This is a genomic window from Thioalkalivibrio sp. AKL10, assembly GCF_000381845.1.
Lineage (GTDB): Bacteria > Pseudomonadota > Gammaproteobacteria > Ectothiorhodospirales > Ectothiorhodospiraceae > Thioalkalivibrio > Thioalkalivibrio versutus.
In genome coordinates this window covers 517672-536651 of the sequence record NZ_KB907143.1, presented here as the reverse complement: position 1 = coordinate 536651, position 18980 = coordinate 517672, and the positions used below count along the sequence as shown (strand labels likewise).

General features: G+C 65.8%; 16 protein-coding genes. 10 read left to right on the top strand and 6 right to left on the bottom strand.

What is annotated here, in order from left to right; all coding sequences use genetic code 11:
• Positions 1-13: 13 nt before the first annotated feature.
• A complete protein-coding gene (fabD, locus tag G333_RS0108330; RefSeq protein ID WP_081624515.1) occupies positions 14-958 on the bottom strand; it encodes an ACP S-malonyltransferase in 945 nt (314 codons plus the stop codon).
• A gap of 198 nt (positions 959-1156) precedes the next feature.
• Between fabD and infA the strand changes: the two genes are divergently transcribed.
• On the top strand, positions 1157-1375 hold the full coding sequence (infA, locus tag G333_RS0108325) for a translation initiation factor IF-1 (protein WP_012982660.1): 219 nt from the start codon (positions 1157-1159) through the stop codon (positions 1373-1375).
• Between the two features lie 92 nt (positions 1376-1467).
• Here the strand turns inward: infA and clpA are convergent, their stop codons facing one another.
• From clpA to icd, 3 genes are all read right to left on the bottom strand, one after another.
• Positions 1468-3738 (bottom strand): ATP-dependent Clp protease ATP-binding subunit ClpA, encoded by a 2271-nt coding sequence (gene clpA / locus G333_RS0108320; protein WP_018169782.1) that lies wholly within the window; start codon positions 3736-3738, stop codon positions 1468-1470.
• 5 nt (positions 3739-3743) lie between these two features.
• Positions 3744-4070, bottom strand: a complete 327-nt coding sequence (gene clpS, locus G333_RS0108315; RefSeq protein ID WP_018650138.1) for an ATP-dependent Clp protease adapter ClpS — start codon at positions 4068-4070, stop codon at positions 3744-3746.
• Between the two features lie 105 nt (positions 4071-4175).
• Entirely contained in the window at positions 4176-5432 is a 1257-nt protein-coding gene (icd, locus tag G333_RS0108310) for an NADP-dependent isocitrate dehydrogenase (RefSeq protein ID WP_018937575.1), read from the bottom strand.
• A 152-nt stretch (positions 5433-5584) separates the two neighbouring features.
• Between icd and G333_RS0108305 the strand changes: the two genes are divergently transcribed.
• The 7 genes from G333_RS0108305 (at position 5585) to G333_RS0108275 (ending at position 13834) form a co-directional block, all read left to right on the top strand.
• Positions 5585-6046 carry an NUDIX domain-containing protein gene (locus G333_RS0108305; protein WP_019567857.1) on the top strand — a complete coding sequence of 154 codons (462 nt, stop codon included), beginning with the start codon at positions 5585-5587 and terminating at the stop codon, positions 6044-6046.
• The gene (mnmA, locus tag G333_RS0108300; RefSeq protein ID WP_019628184.1) at positions 6043-7140 is read left to right on the top strand and encodes a tRNA 2-thiouridine(34) synthase MnmA; all 1098 of its coding nucleotides are present in this window, start codon (positions 6043-6045) and stop codon (positions 7138-7140) included. Before G333_RS0108305 ends, mnmA begins: the two co-directional genes overlap by 4 nt.
• Before the next feature lie 75 nt (positions 7141-7215).
• Entirely contained in the window at positions 7216-7845 is a 630-nt protein-coding gene (gene hflD, locus G333_RS0108295; protein WP_018937572.1) for a high frequency lysogenization protein HflD, read from the top strand.
• Positions 7846-7860: 15 nt separating this feature from the next.
• Positions 7861-10614, top strand: a complete 2754-nt coding sequence (gene acnA / locus G333_RS0108290) for an aconitate hydratase AcnA (protein ID WP_018951456.1) — start codon at positions 7861-7863, stop codon at positions 10612-10614.
• A gap of 66 nt (positions 10615-10680) precedes the next feature.
• Positions 10681-11013, top strand: coding sequence for a hypothetical protein (locus G333_RS0108285; RefSeq protein WP_019628183.1), 333 nt, complete (start codon positions 10681-10683; stop codon positions 11011-11013).
• Positions 11013-11852 (top strand): HDOD domain-containing protein, encoded by an 840-nt coding sequence (locus G333_RS0108280; protein ID WP_018951458.1) that lies wholly within the window; start codon positions 11013-11015, stop codon positions 11850-11852. Before G333_RS0108285 ends, G333_RS0108280 begins: the two co-directional genes overlap by 1 nt.
• Before the next feature lie 29 nt (positions 11853-11881).
• Positions 11882-13834 (top strand): bifunctional diguanylate cyclase/phosphodiesterase, encoded by a 1953-nt coding sequence (locus tag G333_RS0108275; protein WP_019628182.1) that lies wholly within the window; start codon positions 11882-11884, stop codon positions 13832-13834.
• A gap of 43 nt (positions 13835-13877) precedes the next feature.
• Here G333_RS0108275 and G333_RS0108270 read toward each other — a convergent pair whose 3' ends face one another.
• Positions 13878-15260: a lyase family protein gene (locus G333_RS0108270; protein WP_019628181.1), complete on the bottom strand. Its 1383-nt coding sequence runs from the start codon at positions 15258-15260 to the stop codon at positions 13878-13880.
• A 96-nt stretch (positions 15261-15356) separates the two neighbouring features.
• On the opposite strand from G333_RS0108270, the gene purB reads away from it, so the two are divergent.
• Together purB and G333_RS0108260 are read left to right on the top strand one after the other, a co-directional pair.
• The gene (gene purB, locus G333_RS0108265; RefSeq protein WP_019628180.1) at positions 15357-16724 is read left to right on the top strand and encodes an adenylosuccinate lyase; all 1368 of its coding nucleotides are present in this window, start codon (positions 15357-15359) and stop codon (positions 16722-16724) included.
• A 13-nt stretch (positions 16725-16737) separates the two neighbouring features.
• Positions 16738-17910, top strand: coding sequence for a cupin domain-containing protein (locus G333_RS0108260; protein WP_019628179.1), 1173 nt, complete (start codon positions 16738-16740; stop codon positions 17908-17910).
• Positions 17911-17934: 24 nt separating this feature from the next.
• Here G333_RS0108260 and dusA read toward each other — a convergent pair whose 3' ends face one another.
• A complete protein-coding gene (gene dusA / locus G333_RS0108255) occupies positions 17935-18924 on the bottom strand; it encodes a tRNA dihydrouridine(20/20a) synthase DusA (RefSeq protein ID WP_019628178.1) in 990 nt (329 codons plus the stop codon).
• Positions 18925-18980: the final 56 nt, after the last annotated feature.

The window sequence follows — 18980 nt, the reverse complement described above, 5'->3', positions numbered from 1 at the left end:
CGCAGTCGGTCGATCAGCCCGCGGCCAGACGTTCGAGCGTGACCTTCAGGGTATCGCGGTCGGCAACATCGAACAGTTCCAGTTCGCGGTCGATGCGTTTGGCAAGACCGGTCAGGACGCGTCCCGGCCCGCATTCAACCTGAACCGCCACCCCCTGTTCGCGCAAGCCGCGAATGGTCTCGACCCAGCGCACCGGGCGATACAACTGCGCGGCCAGATTTTCTTTGATGGCCGCGGCGGCATCGGTCGGCGCGGCAGTCACATTCTGCCAGACCGGGATGGTGGGGGACTGAAAGGTGGTGCCGTCCAGGGCCGCCTGCAGGCGTTCCGCGGCCGGGCGCATCAGTGCGCAATGCGACGGGACCGAGACCGGCAGCTTCAGGGCGCGCTTCGCACCAGCATCCTTGGCGGCGCTTACGGCCCGATCCACCGCAGTGGCATTGCCCGCAATCACGACCTGCCCCGGCGCGTTCAGATTGACCGCCTCCAGGATCTCGCCACCGGCATGCTCGAGGCAAAGCGCGTGTACCGCGGCATCGTCGAGCCCAAGGATGGCCGCCATCGCGCCTTCTCCTTCCGGCACCGCAGCCTGCATGGCCCGGGCGCGCTCGGCGACCAGGCGTACCGCATCCGGGAAACGCAGGACGCCGGCGGCCACCAAGGCGCTGTATTCGCCCAGGCTGTGGCCCGCGACGGCCTGCGGGCGGGCGTCCGTTTGTTGGGTCAGGAGGCGCCAAGTGGCGACCCCGGCAGCCAGCATCACCGGTTGTGTCCACTCGGTCTGGTTGAGTTGTTCCACCGGACCATGCTGACAAAGGCTCCAGAGATCCGCGTCGAGGCAATCCGACGCTTCCTGAAAGGTGTCGCGGACAATGGCGTGGTCATCGCCCAGATCGGCCAGCATGCCGGTGGACTGGGACCCTTGCCCCGGAAATACGGCGGCCCAAGAAGTTGTCATTCGTTACAGATCTCGCGCGTGAAAGCGCGCGTAGTGTAGGCGGTCACGTACACCCCGGCAAACGCCGCCCATCCGCAGGGACCGGCTCTGGTCCGTCGCCGGGGGGGGGGCTATGTCCCCCGAAAGCCGCCACCTGACTTGTGTTCCGCCGGTGCATCCGGATAATGTCGCACCTTGATTCAATACGAGAGGGACCGTATGGCGAAGGAAGACGAAATCGAGCTGGAGGGCACTGTAGTCGAAACGCTCCCCAACACCACCTTCCGGGTGGAGCTCGAAAACGGGCACACGATCACGGCGCACATCTCCGGAAAAATGCGCAAGCATTACATCCGGATCCTGCGCGGCGACAAGGTGATCGTGCAGATGACGCCCTATGACCTGACCAAGGGTCGTATCGTCTACCGCAACAAGTAAGTTCCCTCTCCAACGAAGAAGCCCCGGCCGGACCGGGGCTTCTTCGTTTGCGGGCCCTCCCGGGCCCGGTAACGCCGGATCGGCGAGCCGCGTCAGGACGGCACCGCGGTTTCCTGGATGTCCAGCTCCAGACCGGCCTCGCCCAATCGGACCACCACTTCGCCACCGTGGGCCAGTCGCCCGAACAGCAGCTCGTCGGCCAGCGGCTTTTTGATGTACTCCTGCAACGTACGCGCCATCGGGCGCGCGCCCATCTTGACGTCGTAGCCGTGCTCGGCCAGCCAGGCACGCGCCTCCGGCTCGACCGTCATATGCACCTTTTTCTCGTCGAGCTGGGCTTGCAGCTGGATCAGGAACTTGTCGACCACGCTGAGGATGGTGGCCTCGTCCAGCGGCCCGAACTGAATGGTGGCATCCAGGCGGTTGCGGAACTCCGGGGTGAACGTGCGCTTGATCGCTTCCATCGCATCGCTGGAATGATCCTGCTTGGTGAAGCCCACCGATGGACGGCTGGCCTGCTCGGCCCCCGCGTTGGTGGTCATCACCAGGATCACGTTGCGGAAGTCGACCTCGCGCCCGTTGGCATCGGTCAGCGTGCCGTGATCCATCACCTGCAGCAGCACATTGAACACGTCCGGGTGGGCCTTCTCGATCTCGTCCAGCAGCAGCACCGAATGCGGATGCTTGAGGATGGCATCGGTCAGCAACCCTCCCTGTTCGTAGCCCACATAGCCAGGCGGCGCCCCGATCAGGCGAGATACGGTATGCCGCTCCATATACTCGGACATGTCGAAGCGGGCCAGATGGATGCCCATCTGCTGCGCCAGTTGGCGCGTGACTTCGGTCTTGCCGACACCGGTCGGCCCGGCAAACAGGAACGAGCCGATCGGCTTGTCCATGTCGCCCAGCCCGGAGCGGGCCATCTTGATCGCGGTGGATAACGTCCCGATGGCCTCGTCCTGTCCAAAGACGGTCATCTTCAGGTTGCGATCGAGGTGGCGCAGGGTCTCCTTGTCGGAACTGGAGACGGACTTCGGCGGGATGCGCGCGATCTTGGCCACGATCGTCTCGATGTCCTGGACGCCGATGGTCTTCTTGCGCTGGCTGACCGGCTGCAACTGCCGGCTGGCCCCGGCCTCGTCGATCAGGTCGATGGCCTTGTCCGGCAGGAAGCGGTCGGTGATGTAGCGATCGGCCAGTTCCGCCGCCGCGCGCAGGGCCGGCTTGGTGAAGCGCACGTTGTGATGCGTCTCGAAGCGGGACTTCAGGCCGCGGAGGATCTGCTCGGTCTCGTCCACCGTCGGCTCCGGCACCTCGATCTTCTGGAAGCGCCGCGCCAGGGCCCGGTCCTTCTCGAAGATGCCGCGATATTCCTGATAGGTGGTGGACCCGATGCACTTCAATTCGCCCGAGGCGAGCATCGGCTTGATCAGGTTGGAGGCGTCCATCACCCCGCCGGAGGCCGCGCCGGCCCCGATGATGGTGTGGATCTCGTCGATGAACAGCACCGCGCCCGGCTCTTTCTTGAGCTGGGCGAGCACGCCTTTCAGACGCTTTTCGAAGTCACCGCGGTACTTGGTGCCGGCGACCAGCGCGCCCAGATCCAGCGAATAGACGGTGGCAGACGCGATCGCGTCCGGTACCTGTTCATCGACGATGCGCCGTGCCAGGCCCTCGGCGATCGCGGTCTTGCCCACGCCGGCCTCGCCCACCAGCAATGGGTTGTTCTTGCGGCGGCGGCAGAGGATCTGGATGGTGCGTTCGATCTCATGATCGCGCCCGATCAGCGGGTCGATCTCGTCCTTGCGCGCCTTGTCGTTCAGGTTGGCGGCGTAGAGCTGCAGCGCGTTGGTCTTTTCTTCGCGCTCACCCTCCACCGGCTCAGCCTGGGACTCGCCCGGGTTGGGCTGGGCCCCGAGTTCGTCTTCCCCGACCTTGGAGATGCCGTGGGAGATGAAATTCACGACGTCCAGACGCGAGATGTTCTGCTGACCCAGCACGTACAGGGCCTGGCTGTCCTGCTCTCCGAACAGGGCCACCAGCACGTTGGCGCCGGAGACCTCCTTGCGCCCGCTGGATTGCACATGGAATACCGCCCGCTGCAGCACTCGCTGGAAGCCCAGGGTTGGCTGAGTCTCGCGCGAATCGCTCGGCGGGATGCGCGGCGTGTTTTCGTCAATATAGGCCGCAAGCTCGTCGCGGATGCGATCGAGATCGCCCCCGCAAGCCCGCAGCACCGTGGCAGCGCTGGGGTTTTGCGCCAGCGCCATCAGCAGATGCTCAACCGTCACGAACTCGTGACGCTTTTCGCGGGCCTCCTTGAAGACCATGTTCAGGCTGAATTCGAGTTCCTTGTCGAGCATGGGAGTCAGACCTCCTCCATCGAGCAAAGCAGTGGGTGCTGATGACTGCGGGCATAGTCGTTCACCTGCGCCACCTTGGTCTCGGCCACATCCCGGGTAAAGATGCCGCATACGCCTTTGCCACGCGTATGCACATGCAACATGACCCGGGTGGCCTTCTCGCGATCCATGCTGAAGAAGGTCTCCAGTACTTCGATCACGAACTCCATCGGCGTGAAATCGTCGTTGAGCAACACCACCTTGTACTGTCGCGGTGGCTTGAGCTCCGGCCTCGATTCTTCGACCGTTACCGAGTCGTCTCGATCGGGGGATTGGGGCTTGTCATTACTCATCGGTCGAAATTACGCCTTCAGCGGTTACTCGTTTGTTAGTCGTCATCCTCGATTGGTTCCGGGCTCAGGCCAAGTGCCCTTACGGACACTCCGACCACCCGACCCTCACATGTGCTTGATCATCGCCTCGCCAAAGGCCGAGCAGTCGATCGGCTCGACGCCATCCATCTGCCGCGCAAAGTCGTAGGTGACCTCGCTGGCACTGATCGCTCCACCCATGCCCTTGACCACCAGGTCGGCCGCTTCCGACCAGCCCAGGTGCCGCAGCATCATCTCGGCAGACAGGATCAGCGACCCCGGGTTCACCTTGTCCTGACCGGCATACTTCGGCGCCGTGCCGTGCGTGGCCTCGAACATCGCCGTGCTGTCGGACAGGTTCGCCCCCGGCGCGATGCCGATACCACCCACCTGGGCCGCCAGGGCATCGGAGATGTAGTCGCCGTTCAGGTTCAGGGTCGCGATCACCGAGTAGTCCTCCGGGCGCAGCAGGATCTGCTGCAGGAAGGCGTCGGCGATCACATCCTTGATCACGATGTCACGCCCGGTCTTCGGGTTCTTGAAGGTCTGCCACGGACCGCCGTCCAGATCCTTCGCACCGAATTCCTCGCGTGCCAGCTCGTAGCCCCAGGCCTTGAAGGAGCCTTCGGTGAATTTCATGATGTTGCCCTTGTGCACCAGGGTCACCGACGGGCGATCGTTATCGATCGCATATTCGATGGCCTTGCGCACCAGGCGCTTGGTGCCTTCGCTGGAGACCGGCTTCACACCGATCCCGGCGGTCTCCGGGAAGCGGATCTGGGTGACACCCATCTCGTCCTGCAGGAAGTCGATGACCTTCTTGACCTCCGGGGTCCCCGACTCGAACTCGATCCCGGCGTAGATGTCCTCGGAGTTCTCGCGAAAGATCACCATGTCGGTCTTCTCCGGCTCCTTCAGCGGGCTCGGGGTGCCGTCGTAATAGCGCACCGGGCGCAGACAGACATACAGATCCAGCTTCTGACGCAGGGCCACATTCAGGGAGCGGAAGCCGCCACCCACCGGGGTGGTCAGCGGACCCTTGATCGACACGCGATAGTCCTTCACCGCCTCCAGGGTCTCGTCAGGCAGCCCGGAGTCGTCATCGTAGACCTGCGTCGCCTTCTCGCCGGCGTAAACCTCCATCCACTCGATGGCCTTCTTGCCGCCGTAGGCCTTTTCCACCGCCGCATCGGTCACCCGGCGCATCACCGGGGTGATGTCCACACCGATCCCGTCACCTTCGATGTAGGGGATCACCGGATGATCCGGCACCTGCAGCTTCCCCTGGTCGTCGACGGTGATGCGTTCGCCCTTCTCCGGGACCTGAATGTGCTGATAGGCCATGCCAACTCCTTGTGCGGATTTCGTAGATGAATCGTAAATCACGTATGACCTGATTATACATGCCGGACCGGGTTTTCCGGTGACCGAACCAGTGCGCGATTGCGCGTTCCCCTATGGCAGCCCGACCGGCAGCCTGCGTTATCATCCGTGCCATGACCGACCGCCTCCCCTGTCATATCACCGTGGCCGCCGTAATCGAGCGCGAGGGCCGGTTCCTGTTCGTCGAGGAAACCGACGCCGGCCGCCGGGTGCTGAACCAGCCCGCAGGCCACCTGGATGCCGGCGAGGACCTGATGGAGGCCGTGATCCGCGAGGTCCGCGAGGAAACCTGCCTGGAATTCGTGCCCGAGGCAGCCCTCGGCTGCGACTTGCTGCAAGTGGCCAGCGGCGCCGTGATCCTGCGCGTGACCTTCTGCGGCCCGGTGTCACCGGTTCAATCCCCTGCCCCCCGCGACCCGGCGATTCATGCCCTGCACTGGCTGGCGCCCGAACAGGCCGAGGGTGAATGGCCGTTGCGCAGTCTGCTGGTGATGCGCAGCATCCGCCGGTATCAGGACGGCTTGCGTTTGCCGCTCGCGGCGGTGGGCGATCTGGTTCGGGCACCGGGCGCATGATGCGCGGCGAGCTCGTCATCGTTGGATTGTCGGGTGGGGTCGATTCCGCTGTCGCGGCCAGCCGCCTGCTGGAAGCCGGCTATCGCGTCGAAGGCCTGTTCATGAAGAACTGGGAAGATGACGACGACGCCGAGTACTGCGCTGCCGAGGCCGACTATGCAATGGCCCGTGAGGTGGCGGACTGCCTGGAAATCCCGCTGCACAAGGCGAACTTTTCCGAGGACTACCGCCAGCGCGTTTTCGCGCAATTCCTGCATGAGTACGAGGCCGGGCGCACCCCGAACCCCGACATCCTCTGCAACCGCGAGATCAAGTTCCGCTCGTTCCTCGATCATGCCCGGGATCTCGGGGCGCGCTGGATTGCCACCGGCCACTACGCCCGGGTGCGCCATCACGCGCACTACAGTGAGCTGTGCCAGGCGGCCGATGCCAACAAGGACCAGACCTACTTTCTGCATACCCTGACCCAGGAGCAACTGCGCCCCGCCCTGTTCCCGCTCGGAGACATTCCCAAGCATCAGGTCCGCGAACGCGCCCGGGAACTGGGTCTGCCGAACCATGCGCGCAAGGATTCCACCGGGATCTGCTTCATTGGCGAGCGACGCTTCCGTGACTTCCTCGCCCAGTACCTGAAAGCGCCCGAGGGAGCGATGCGCACCCCGGAAGGCCAGGTGGTCGGTCGCCACCAGGGTCTGATGTTCTACACCCTCGGGCAGCGCCAGGGCCTGGGGATCGGCGGGGTCGACGGCTTTGCCGAAGCCCCGTGGTATGTCGTCGACAAGGACCTGGACAGCAACACCCTGGTGGTCGCCCAGGATCCCCAGCACCCACTATTGATGAGCCCGTCGCTGACCACCGAGGTGGTGCACTGGATCCACGATGTACCGGTCCCTGGTGAGCCGCTGCAGGCCCGGTTACGCCATCGCCAGCCCTTGCAGGAATGCCGGGTGCAGGCGCTGGACACGGCCGGCGCCACCGTGGTCTTCGACACACCCCAACGCGCGGCGACGCCGGGGCAGTCCATCGCCTTCTACCGTGGCGATGTCTGCCTGGGCGGGGCGGTGATCGCCACACGAACCACGAATGCGCCGTGAGTCTGCCAGGCCACTTCCGGTATAGTGGCCGCTGCCCGGCGACCCGACTCCGACCCACCCAAGGAACCGACTGGTTTGGACCGCTCCGATCACAACCGCACCCTGGCGCTGGCCGCCCTCTTCCAGTGCGCGAGCCTGGTCAAGGATCTGGCCTGGCGCGGGAGCTGCGACGACTACGAATTCGAGGTCCTGGTCGGGAGCCTGTTCGCCTTCGACGCGGACACCCCGGAAGCGGTCTATCGCGAGGCGGTCAGCCTGCGCAGTGGCCTGGAGCGTATCGAGAGCCAGCTGCAAAACGGCAGCAAGCCGCCGGACATGGAGATCACCCGTTACGCGATCGGGCTGATCTTCCTCGAGCGCAAGCTGCAAAAGCGCGACGACATGCTGCAGAAGCTGACCGACGGCCTGCAGGGCGCCCAGCGCCAGATCGACTACTTCCACATCACCCACGAAAGCGTGATTGCCCGGCTGGCCGAGATCTACAAGGAGACCATCTCCGAGCTCGGCCCGCGCATCATCGTGCAGGGCGAACAGAACAACCTCTCCAATCCCGACACCGCCGCGCGCATCCGTGCGTTGCTGCTGGCCGGGATCCGCGCGGCGGTCCTCTGGCGCCAGGCCGGTGGATCGCGCTGGAAATTGCTTTTCGGCCGTAAGCGGCTGATTCGCGAAGCGCATGACATCCTCAATCGACTCAATACCTGAACGCGGAAGACGCACATGAGCCACGCTGACCCCAAGAACACCCGGACCCTCACCGCTGGCGGCCGCGAATGCCGCTACGTGCCGATCACCGACGACGCCCGGGCGACCGACCTGCCGTTTGCGCTGAAGGTGCTGCTGGAAAACCTGCTGCGCTTCGAGGACGAGCGCACGGTGCGCCGCGCCGACATCGAGGCCTTGCTGGACTGGGATCCGAAGGCCGAACCGACCCAGGAGATCGCGTTCCGTCCGGCGCGCGTGCTGCTGCAGGACTTCACCGGCGTGCCGGCGGTCGTCGACCTCGCCGCGATGCGCGATGCAATGGAGGCCCTGGGCGGCGATCCGAAGAAGATCACCCCGCTGCAGCCGGCCGAACTGGTCATCGACCACTCCGTGCAGGTGGATGCCCACGGCAACGCCAACGCGATGAACCTGAACGCCGAGCTCGAATACTCGCGTAACCGCGAGCGCTACAGCTTCCTCAAGTGGGGCCAGCAGGCGTTCGACACCTTCAAGGTGGTGCCGCCGGACACCGGCATCGTCCACCAGGTGAACCTCGAGTACCTGGCGCGCACGGTGTTCGTGGATGACCAGGCCGAGGGGGGCTGCATGGCCTACCCCGACACCCTGGTCGGGACCGATTCCCACACCACCATGATCAACGGCCTGGGCGTGCTCGGCTGGGGCGTGGGTGGCATCGAGGCCGAGGCCGCGATGCTCGGCCAGCCGATCTCCATGCTGATCCCGCAGGTCGTGGGCTTCCGCCTGACCGGCAAGCTGGCCGAGGGCGCGACCGCGACCGACCTGGTGCTGGTGATCGTCGAGACGTTGCGCAAGAAGGGCGTGGTCGGCAAGTTCGTCGAGTTCTTCGGCGACGGCCTGGCCGATCTGCCGCTGGCCGATCGCGCCACCATCGCCAACATGGCCCCGGAATATGGCGCCACCTGCGGCATCTTCCCGATCGATGACGAGACCCTGACCTACCTGCGCCTGACCGGGCGCGACGCCCAGCACATCGAGTTCATCGAAGCCTACGCGAAGGCCCAGGGCCTGTGGCGCAACGACAATGCCCCGATCGCGCGATACACGGACATGCTGGAGCTGGATCTGTCTACCGTGGAGCCAAGCCTGGCCGGGCCCAAGCGCCCGCAAGACCGCATCCCGCTGAGCCAGGCCGGCGCCACCATTAGCCGCCACCTCGACACCATGCTGAAAGAGCGCGAGAGCGGCGCCGATGAACCGGACGACGCCGAGCGCTTCGCGGCCGAGGGCGGGCATACCGCCGTGGGCGTCGAGCATCAGGCGGAAGAGCCCCACCACACCGCCATCGAGATGGACGGCGAGACCTTCACCCTGGATCACGGCGACATCGTGATCGCGGCAATCACCTCCTGCACCAACACCTCCAACCCCTCGGTGATGCTGGGTGCCGGCCTGGTGGCGCGCAAGGCACGCGAGGCCGGACTGCAGGTGAAGCCCTGGGTGAAGACATCGCTGGCTCCAGGCTCCCGCGTGGTGACCGATTACCTCGAGAAATCCGGTCTGTTGCCGGACCTCGAGGCCCTCGGTTTCCACGTGGTGGGCTATGGCTGCACCACCTGCATCGGCAACTCCGGTCCGCTGCCGGAACCGATCTCCGAGGCCATCATCAAGGACGACCTGATCGTCAGCTCGGTGCTCTCCGGCAACCGCAACTTCGAGGGGCGGATCCACTCGGAGGTGCAAATGAACTTCCTGGCCTCGCCGCCGTTGGTGGTCGCCTACGCCCTGGCCGGACGCAGCAACATCGACCTGTACAGCGACCCGATCGGGGAGAATCAACAGGGCGAGCCGGTCTACCTGAAGGATATCTGGCCGACCACGCAAGAAGTGCGCGAGGCGGTGGCCAGCCATGTCGGCGCCAGCAGCTTTACCAGCGCCTATGGTGACCTCTATTCCGGCGAGGAACGCTGGCGCAACCTGGAGGCGCCGCAGGGTCAGCGCTTCGACTGGCAGGAGGACTCCACCTACGTACGCAACCCGCCCTACTTCGAGGGCATGAGCATGACGCCTACGCCCTGGAACGATGTCCAGGGCGCGCGCGTCCTCGCGCTGCTGGGTGATTCGGTGACCACGGACCACATCTCCCCGGCCGGCTCCATCGCCAAGGACAGCCCGGCGGGTCGCTATCTGGAATCGAAGGGCGTGAAACCGGCCGACTTCAACTCCTATGGCTCCCGCCGCGGGAACCATGAAGTGATGATGCGCGGGACCTTCGCTAACGTGCGCCTGCGCAATCTGCTGGCGCCCGGGACCCAGGGGGGCGTGACCCAGCACCTGCCGGATGGCGAGCAGATGTCGATCTACGACGCGGCGATGCAGTACCAAGCAGAGGACACCCCGCTGATCGTCATCGCCGGACAGGAATATGGCACCGGCTCTTCGCGCGACTGGGCCGCCAAGGGCACCCTGCTGCTGGGCGTCAAGGCGGTCATCGTCGAGACCTTCGAGCGTATCCACCGCTCCAACCTGGTGGGGATGGGCGTACTGCCGCTGCAGTTCCTGCCCGGCGAGAACGCGGCCAGCCACGGACTGACCGGGCGCGAGACCTACAGCATTACCGGCGTGGAGAACGGCGAGTCGCGCGAGGCCACGGTCACGGCCGTGGCCGATGATGGCCACCGCAAGACCTTTGCCGTACGTGTGCGGCTGGATACCCCGCAGGAGGTGGATTACTTCCGCCACGGCGGCATCCTGCCCTACGTGTTGCGCCAGCTCGCGGCTTCCGCATAAGGTTTGGCCATGGGACGGCGGGTATCCACGGAGGTGATTCAGTCCGGTCAGACGCTGGCAACAGCCGTGCATGACCGTTCCGGCCGTCTCCTGATCCCCGCCGGCATGGTGCTCCAGGACAAGCAGATCCGCGTGCTCCTGTCCTGGGGCATCAGCACTGTCGAGATCGTCGAGGACGAACATGCCGCGGCCAACGATTCGCGGGACGACGCGGTCCCGGACCTGTCGGCGGAGGCCCGGCCCACCCCGGAGATGGAGGAACAGGCTGACACCATCCTGGCCGAGCGCTTCCGTCACTGTGACTTGACCGCCCATCCCATGGACGGCATCTACTCCATCGCGCGTGCCCAGCTGATCGACGAGCTCATGCGCCGCGGCCACAAGGCCCGGAGCGCATGATGACCGTTGCCGAGTTTCTCGAGCAGGATGACTCGTTGTGCAGCTTTTCCGGGAGTTACAACACGATCTTCTCGCGCCTTAGCGACCCGACCGCGAACGTGGCCGGGATTACCGAGGCGGTGGAACTGGACCCGGCCATTGCGGCGAAGACGCTGCGCATGGCCAACTCTTCGCTGTACGGTTTCCCCGAACCGATCGATACCCTGCACCGGGCAGTCTCCATCATCGGCCTGCAACAGATGCGGCAGATCGTGCTGTCGACCATCGTGATCGAGCACTTCCGCGGCCTGCCGGTCATCGGCGTCGACATGGAATCGTTCTGGCGCCACAGCATTGCAGTCGGCGTGCTCAGCCGCTCGATCGCCCGCTTTCGGCGCGAAGCGAACATCGAGCGCCTGTACCTCTACGGAATCATGCACGACCTCGGGCGGCTGCTGCTGTTTCTCCGGCTGGGCAGCCGCACCGAGGAGCTGATCAACATCCGCGAGCGTGAGCAGTGCCTGTTGTACGAGGCAGAACGCGAGCTGCTGGGTTTTGACCACGCCGCCATCGGGTCCGCCCTGCTGGAGGAATGGGGCATGGCCCCGGCCCAGGTGGAAGCCACGCGCTACCACCATGCCCCGGAAGAGGCCCGCGCGTTTCCCGTGGAGACGGCTATCGTGCACGTCGCCGACAGCATCGCCAATTCCTTGCGGCTGGGATCCTCCGGGGAACGTTTCGTGCCCCCGGTTGCCCCGGAGACCTTCGACCGCATTGGCCTGGAGATGGCGGTCTACGAGGACATCATCGGCCACGCGCGCAAGCATCTGGATCAGATGCAGACGATCCTCCTCGACTGAGCCTGTATGCAAGCAAAGGACGCTGTTGCATGAGCCCATCGTACCGCACGCCCGAGGAAGTCAATGCCCTCCATGAGCGCATCCGATTCCTCGAGGAAGCACTGGAAGCCAACGCCTATGCGATGGATGTGCTCGCCTCGACGACGGCGATCTTCGGTGACACCGACCGCAACCGCAGTCCCGAACTGATTATCCAGAACACCATCGAGTCCATCCGGCGCCTGCTGCCGACACAGGACATGGCGGTGTACGTCCTGGACAACGACTGCTCGTTCAACCTCGACTATCAGGAACGCCCCGGGGAGCTGACGCCGGACCTGTCGGAGACCGTCGAACAACTGATCCAGGATGGCCAGTTCTCCTGGGCGCTGCACCAGAACCATCCGGTCTGTCTGCCCTCCCCGGTCGAGGGCGAGAGTGTGATGCTGCACGTGATCTCGACGCGCACCCGGATTCGCGGGATGTTCGTCGCCCGCTTCCGGCAGGCGGAGCTGCAACGCTACGAGATGATCCTGTCGACACTGACCATGGTGCTGTTCAACACGGCCTATGCCCTGGAGAGTGCCGACCTGTTTCAGATGATGGACCGGCGCCAGAAGGCACTCCAGCGCATCACCGAGCGCCAGTCACGCGAGCTGCTGCACCACATGTCCCACGACTCGCTGACCAACCTGCCCAACCGCATGCTGTTCAGCGACCGGCTGTCGCAGGCGATGGAGCGCCACGCGGGTGCCGCGGCGGGGCATGTGGCCTTGATCCTGCTGGATCTGGACAACTTCAAGCGCACCAACGATTCGCTGGGTCACCGCGCCGGCGACGAGCTGATCCGCAAGGTCGCCCAGGACCTGTCCGCTCTGCTGGACCATGCCCGGGAACGCTCGGGACGCCACCTGCGAACCACCCTGTCGCGTCTTGGCGGCGACGAGTTCGGCATCCTCGTCGAGGACACGCATGGCCTGGAGGGCGTCGTCCGGCTGGTCACCGATGTCGTGCGCAAAACGGCGACCGAGCGGCAGATCTTCGATCAGCCCGTGGTCAGCAGTGTCTCCTGCGGGATTGCCGTCTACCCCTATGACGGCGAGGATGCGGACACCCTGCTCGGCAACGCCGATGCGGCGATGTACGAGGCCAAGCAGCGCGGTCGCAACGGGTTCCGGTTCTACACTCAGGACCTCAACGCCCGCACCTTCCGCCACTTCGAGCTGGAAAACGAACTGGGGCAGGCAATTGCCAATGATCAGCTAAGACTGCATTACCAGCCCAAGATCGAGCTGGAAAGCGGCCGAATCATCGGCGCCGAGGCGTTGATTCGCTGGCAGCACCCGACGCTGGGTCTGCTGCCCCCCAGCCATTTCATCGAACTGGCGGAGGACATGACCCTGATCGAGGAGATCGGGGAATGGGTGTTGCGCCAGGTCTGTCGGGACCTGCAGTCCCTGCGAGTGGCCGAAGACGAACTGCCGCGTATCGCAATCAATGTCTCCGCGCGCCAACTGCGTCAGCCGGATCTTGCGGCGACCTTCCACCGCATTATCCGCGAGGCCGGCATTCCGCCCCGCTGTATCGAGCTGGAGCTCACCGAGACCGCGATCATGGACGACCCCCAGGGGGCGGCGCGGGTCTTCCAGCGACTGCGTCACGCCGGCATGTCCCTGGCGGTCGATGATTTCGGAACCGGTCATGCGTCCCTCGTGCAGCTCAAGCAGATACCGGCCGACACCCTGAAGATCGACCGCTCCTTCGTGAAGGATCTCGACCAGGGCGAGGAACATTCGCAGATCGTCCGCGCGATCATCCTGATGGCCCATACCCTGGGGCTGGACGTGATTGCAGAGGGCGTGGAGACCGAGCGCCAGGCGCAGATTCTGCAACAGCTGGATTGCCACACGGCCCAGGGCTTCTATTTCTCGCACCCGGTGGCGTTCGACGCCCTGCGGGGCCTGCTCCGCGACCGGGTCCAGCTCCCAGCCGCGACCGCCTGACCCCGTTCGTCACCCCGAACCCATGGGCCCGGGCGGCCTTGGACTAGTCCGTCTGGGGCTCGGTCAGGCTCGCTGGGTTCAGCAAGGCTTGCAGGCGTTCACGCGGGATGTCCGTATGTTCTGCCGCGACATCAACGATCGGCCGGCCACTGGCGTACGCCTCCTTGGCAATCCGGGCGCCGGCCTCGTAGCCGATCTCTGCGTTCAGCGCCGTCACCAGGATCGGGTTGCGGTCCAGGGCCGCGCGCAAGACCTCCTCGTTGACCGTGAAGCCGGCGATGGCCCGATCGGCAAGGTGTTCGGCCGCGCGCGCCAGCAGACCCATCTGGGTGAGCAGATTGTCGGCGATCAGCGGCAGGCCGACGTTCAGCTGGAAATTGCCCCCCTGTCCCGCGGCGGCGACCGCGGCGTCCAGGCCAACCACTTGCTGCGCGGCCATGATCACCGCCTCGGGGATCACCGGGTTGACCTTGCCAGGCATAATCGAACTGCCCGGTTGCAGGGGCGGCAGGGCGATCTCACCCAGTCCGGCCAGCGGGCCCGAATTCATCCAGCGCAGGTCGTTGGCGATCTTGATCAGGCTGGTGGCCGTGGTGCGCAGCTGGCCGGAGAGCTCCACTGCGGTGTCCTGGCTGGCCAGTGCCGCAAAGCCGTTGGGTTCGCGCTCGAAGGCGATCCCGGTGCGCTCCGCCAGGCGGTGGGTGACCCGGTCCCCGAACTGGGCCGGTGCATTGATGCCGGTGCCCACCGCCGTGCCGCCGATCGCCAGTCGGTTGACCCGCACGCGCGTGTCGCGAAGGCGTTCGACGTCCAGTTCCAGTTGCCGGCGCCAGCCGGACAGCTCCTGACTCATCCGCACCGGCATCGCGTCCATCAGATGGGTGCGTCCGGTCTTCACGATTGCGGTCAGTTCGCCCTCGCGCCGCGCGATGGTCGCAATGAGATGACGCAAGGCCGGCATCAGCTGCTTTTCCATCTGAACGGAGGCAGCCACATGCAGGGCGGTGGGGATCACGTCATTGGAGCTTTGGGAACGGTTGACGTGATCGTTCGGGTGGACCGTCAAGGCATCACTCGAGGCCAGTCTTGCGATCACCTCGTTCATGTTCATGTTGCTGCTGGTACCGGAACCGGTCTGATAGACATCCACCGGGAAGGCATCGGCATGTTCGCCACTGGCGATGGTCTCGGCGGCCGCGACGATCGCCCCGGCCACCTCGTCCGGGAGCTGGTCGAGCCCCTGGTTGGCCTCGGCGCAGGCGGCCTTCGTCTGGGCCAGGGCGCGAATGAAGGCCTGCGGCAGCGGCCGCCCGCTGATGTGGAAGTTGTCCACAGCGCGCTGGGTCTGGGCGCCCCACAGGGCTTGCTCCGGGACCTCCACCGTCCCGAGACTGTCCTGTTCCTGACGCATTGCGGGCTTCGACATGCCTTCCTCCTGGTTTGCGCGTGGCGCGATGCTGTATTGCAGTTGAGCACCTTAGTATACTGCGCCGCCTGTCCCGAACCCGACCCCGGAATCCCCATGTCCCTGAGCCCGTTGTCCGCGATCAGCCCCGTCGATGGCCGCTATGCCCGGCACACCCGCGACCTGGCCCCCTACTTCTCCGAACAAGGCCTGATGCAGGCCCGCGTGCGGGTGGAGATCGCCTGGCTCAAGGCCCTGGCCGCCGAGCCCGCGATCCCCGAGGTCCCGGCGCTGACCGATACGGCCGGCGCCTTCCTCGACGAGATCGCGTTCAGTTTCGACGAAGTGGCCGGGGCGCGCGTGAAGGAGATCGAGGCCACGACGAATCACGACGTGAAGGCGATCGAGTACTACATCAAGGAGCAGATGGCGGACCGCGACGACCTGCAGAGCCAGATCGAGTTCGTGCACTTCGCCTGCACCTCCGAGGACATCAACAACCTCGCCTATGGCGTGATGGTCCGCGAGGCGCGCGACATGGTGATGCTGCCGGCCCTGGACGCCGTGCTCGCGCCGCTGCGCGAACTGTCCGGCCGCTTCGCCGAACAGCCCATGCTCGCGCGCACCCACGGCCAGCCCGCCTCCCCCACCACCATGGGCAAGGAACTGGCCAACGTGGTCGCGCGACTGGAGCGGCAGCGCGCCGAGATCGCCGGGGTGGCCTGCCTCGGCAAGATCAATGGCGCGGTGGGCAACTTCAACGCCCATTCCGTGGCCTACCCCGAAGTCGACTGGCCGTCCCTGTCGCGCCGCATGATCGAGAGTCTGGGCCTGGAACCGAACACCCATACGACCCAAATCGAGCCGCACGACTTCCTGGCGGAGCTGTTCCACGCCTTCATGCGCGCGAACACGATCCTTCTGGATGCGTCGCGCGACATCTGGGGCTACATCTCGCTGGGCTATTTCAAGCAGAAGGTGGTCGCCGGCGAAGTCGGCTCCTCGACCATGCCGCACAAGGTCAACCCGATCGACTTCGAGAACGCCGAGGGCAACCTGGGTCTGGCCAACGCCCTGTTCGACCACCTGGCGAGCAAGCTGCCCGTTTCGCGGTTCCAGCGCGACCTGACCGACTCCACCGTACTGCGCAACATCGGCCTGGCATTCGCCTGGTCGCTGATCGCCTACAAGGCGTTCGGCCGCGGCCTGGGCAAGCTGGAGATCGAGCCGGGACGCCTGGCAGAGGACCTGGACCAGAACTGGGAGGTCCTCGGCGAGGCCGTGCAGACCGTGATGCGCCGCTACGGCATCGAGTCGCCCTACGAGAAGCTCAAGGAACTGACCCGGGGTCAGCGCATCACCCCCGAGGGCCTGGCGGCGTTCATCGACGGCCTCGACATCCCGGAAGAGGCCCGTGCCCGCCTGCGCGAGCTGACGCCGGGCAGCTACACCGGGATCGCCGACCGACTCGCGCGCGAACTCTGATCCCGCGCGCGGCATGGGGGCCCCGGACCCGAACCAACCGCTCGCGCTACTCGGCGGCCTGACGCCCGCCGAATTCCTGCGCGACTACTGGCAACAGCGCCCGCTCCTGGTGCGCGACGCGATTGCGGGTTTCGACAATCCGATCGAGCCCGATGACCTCGCCGGCCTGGCCACCGATCCGGACGCGGCCAGCCGGATCGTCAGCGGGCATGTCGACCGCCAGGACTGGGATGTCGAATACGGCCCCTGCGAAGCCGAGCGGCTGGGCGAGCTTCCTGAACGCGACTGGACCCTGCTGGTTACTGACGTGGAGCGCTTCTGGCCCGGTGGCCCGGATTTCCTGTCGCGCTTTGACTTCATCCCGCGCTGGCGCCGGGACGACCTGATGATCTCCTACGCCCCACCCGGCGGTTCCGTCGGGCCGCATGTGGATCAGTACGACGTCTTCCTGTTCCAGGCCGCGGGCCGGCGCCGCTGGCAGATCCAGGACCCGCCGGGATCGCTGGATTGCCATGATGATCTGCCACTGGCCATCCTGCGGGCGTTCGATCCCACCGAGACCTGGGAGCTGGGTCCCGGCGACCTGCTCTATCTGCCCCCCAACCTGCCGCATTACGGACTGTCGCTGGACGACCAGTGCATGACCTGGTCGGTAGGATTTCGCGCCCCGACCATCCTCGATGTCCTGACCGGGTTTCTCGAGGAACGCGCCAACGTGATCGGCGACCAGGCGCGCTTCGAGGATCCGGGTCGGCACCCGTCCGCGCACGCGGCGGAGCTTCCCGCCGCGGATCGCGAGGCGCTGCGCGAAGCCCTGCGCGCCCTGCTGGCGGCGGAGGATCACGACCTGGACGCCTATCTGGGGCGTTTCCTGACCCGCCCCGCCGGCAACGTCGAGCTCGCCCCGGGGGACCCGGAGCTGGCGGCCACTGCCGGCCCGGCCGATCGCTTTGCGATCCACCCCGGCGTCCGGCGTGCGTGGTTCCAGGGCCCCGATGGCCCGATCCTGTGCATCGCCGGAAACGACTATCCCGCACAGGCGGTCGCGGCGGACGTTCTCGAGGCCTTCTGCAGCGCGGAGACGCTCAGCATCGCGGAATGGGAGGAGGCAATCCCCATGATCCGGCAGATCCTCGAGGATGGGCTCGAGGCCGGCTGGCTGGCACCGGACGACCCGCGCGAATAGTCACGCCGCGGCGACTCCGGGCTCTCAGGCTGCCCGGGGGAGACAGGCCTTCGCGGCCCGCTCGATCAGTGCCGGCCCGGCATCCGGGCGGTGGGCCCCCTCGGTCAGGATCCGCCGCCACTGGCGCGCGCCCGGCGCGCCGTGGAACAGGCCCAGGACATGCCGGGTCAGACGCGCCAGCGGCACGCCATCACGGCGCATCCCCTCCGCAATCCCCAGGATGCCCTCCAGGACCTCTTCGCGCGTCGGGTCGTCCGCGCCCCCGAAATACAGGCGGTCCACCACCGACAGGCTCCAGGGCTGGTGGTAGGCCAGCCGACCGAACATGACCCCGTCCACATGCTCCAGGTGCGCGCGCGCGGCGCCGACGTCGTCCAGTCCGCCGTTCAGGACAATCGTCAGGTCGGGGAACTCGGCCTTCAGCCGATAGACGCGCTGATAGTCCAGCGGGGGAACGTCGCGATTGTCCTTTGGACTGAGCCCCTGGAGCCAGGCCTTGCGCGCGTGCACCACGAAGTGGCGGCACCCGGCGGTGGCCACGCGTTCGACAAAGGCGTGCAGGTCGGCCTCCGAGTCCTGGTCGTCAATGCCGATGCGGTGCTTGACGGTGACGGGGACGTCAACGGACTGCTGCATGGCTGCGACGCACTCGGCCACCAGTCCCGGTTGTGCCATCAGGCAGGCCCCGAACGCGCCCGACTGCACACGGTCGGAGGGGCAACCCACGTTCAGGTTGATCTCGTCGTAGCCGCGATCCACCGCGATGCGGGCGGCCTGCGCCAGGGTGGCCGGATCGGAGCCGCCCAGCTGCAGCGCGATCGGGTGTTCCACCGGGGAGAACCCCAGCAACCGGTCGCGATCCCCATGGATGACCGCGTTGGCATGCACCATCTCGGTGTACAACAATGCCCGTCGTGTCAGCAGCCGATGGAACCGGCGACACCAGGTGTCCGTCCAGTCCATCATCGGCGCAACCGCAAACCGCGGGTCGGGAGCGTGGCCCGCGTCACCCATTCACAGAATCTCCATGCCGCGCAGGCGGCGCCCAAAAATCAGAAAGGATTGCCATC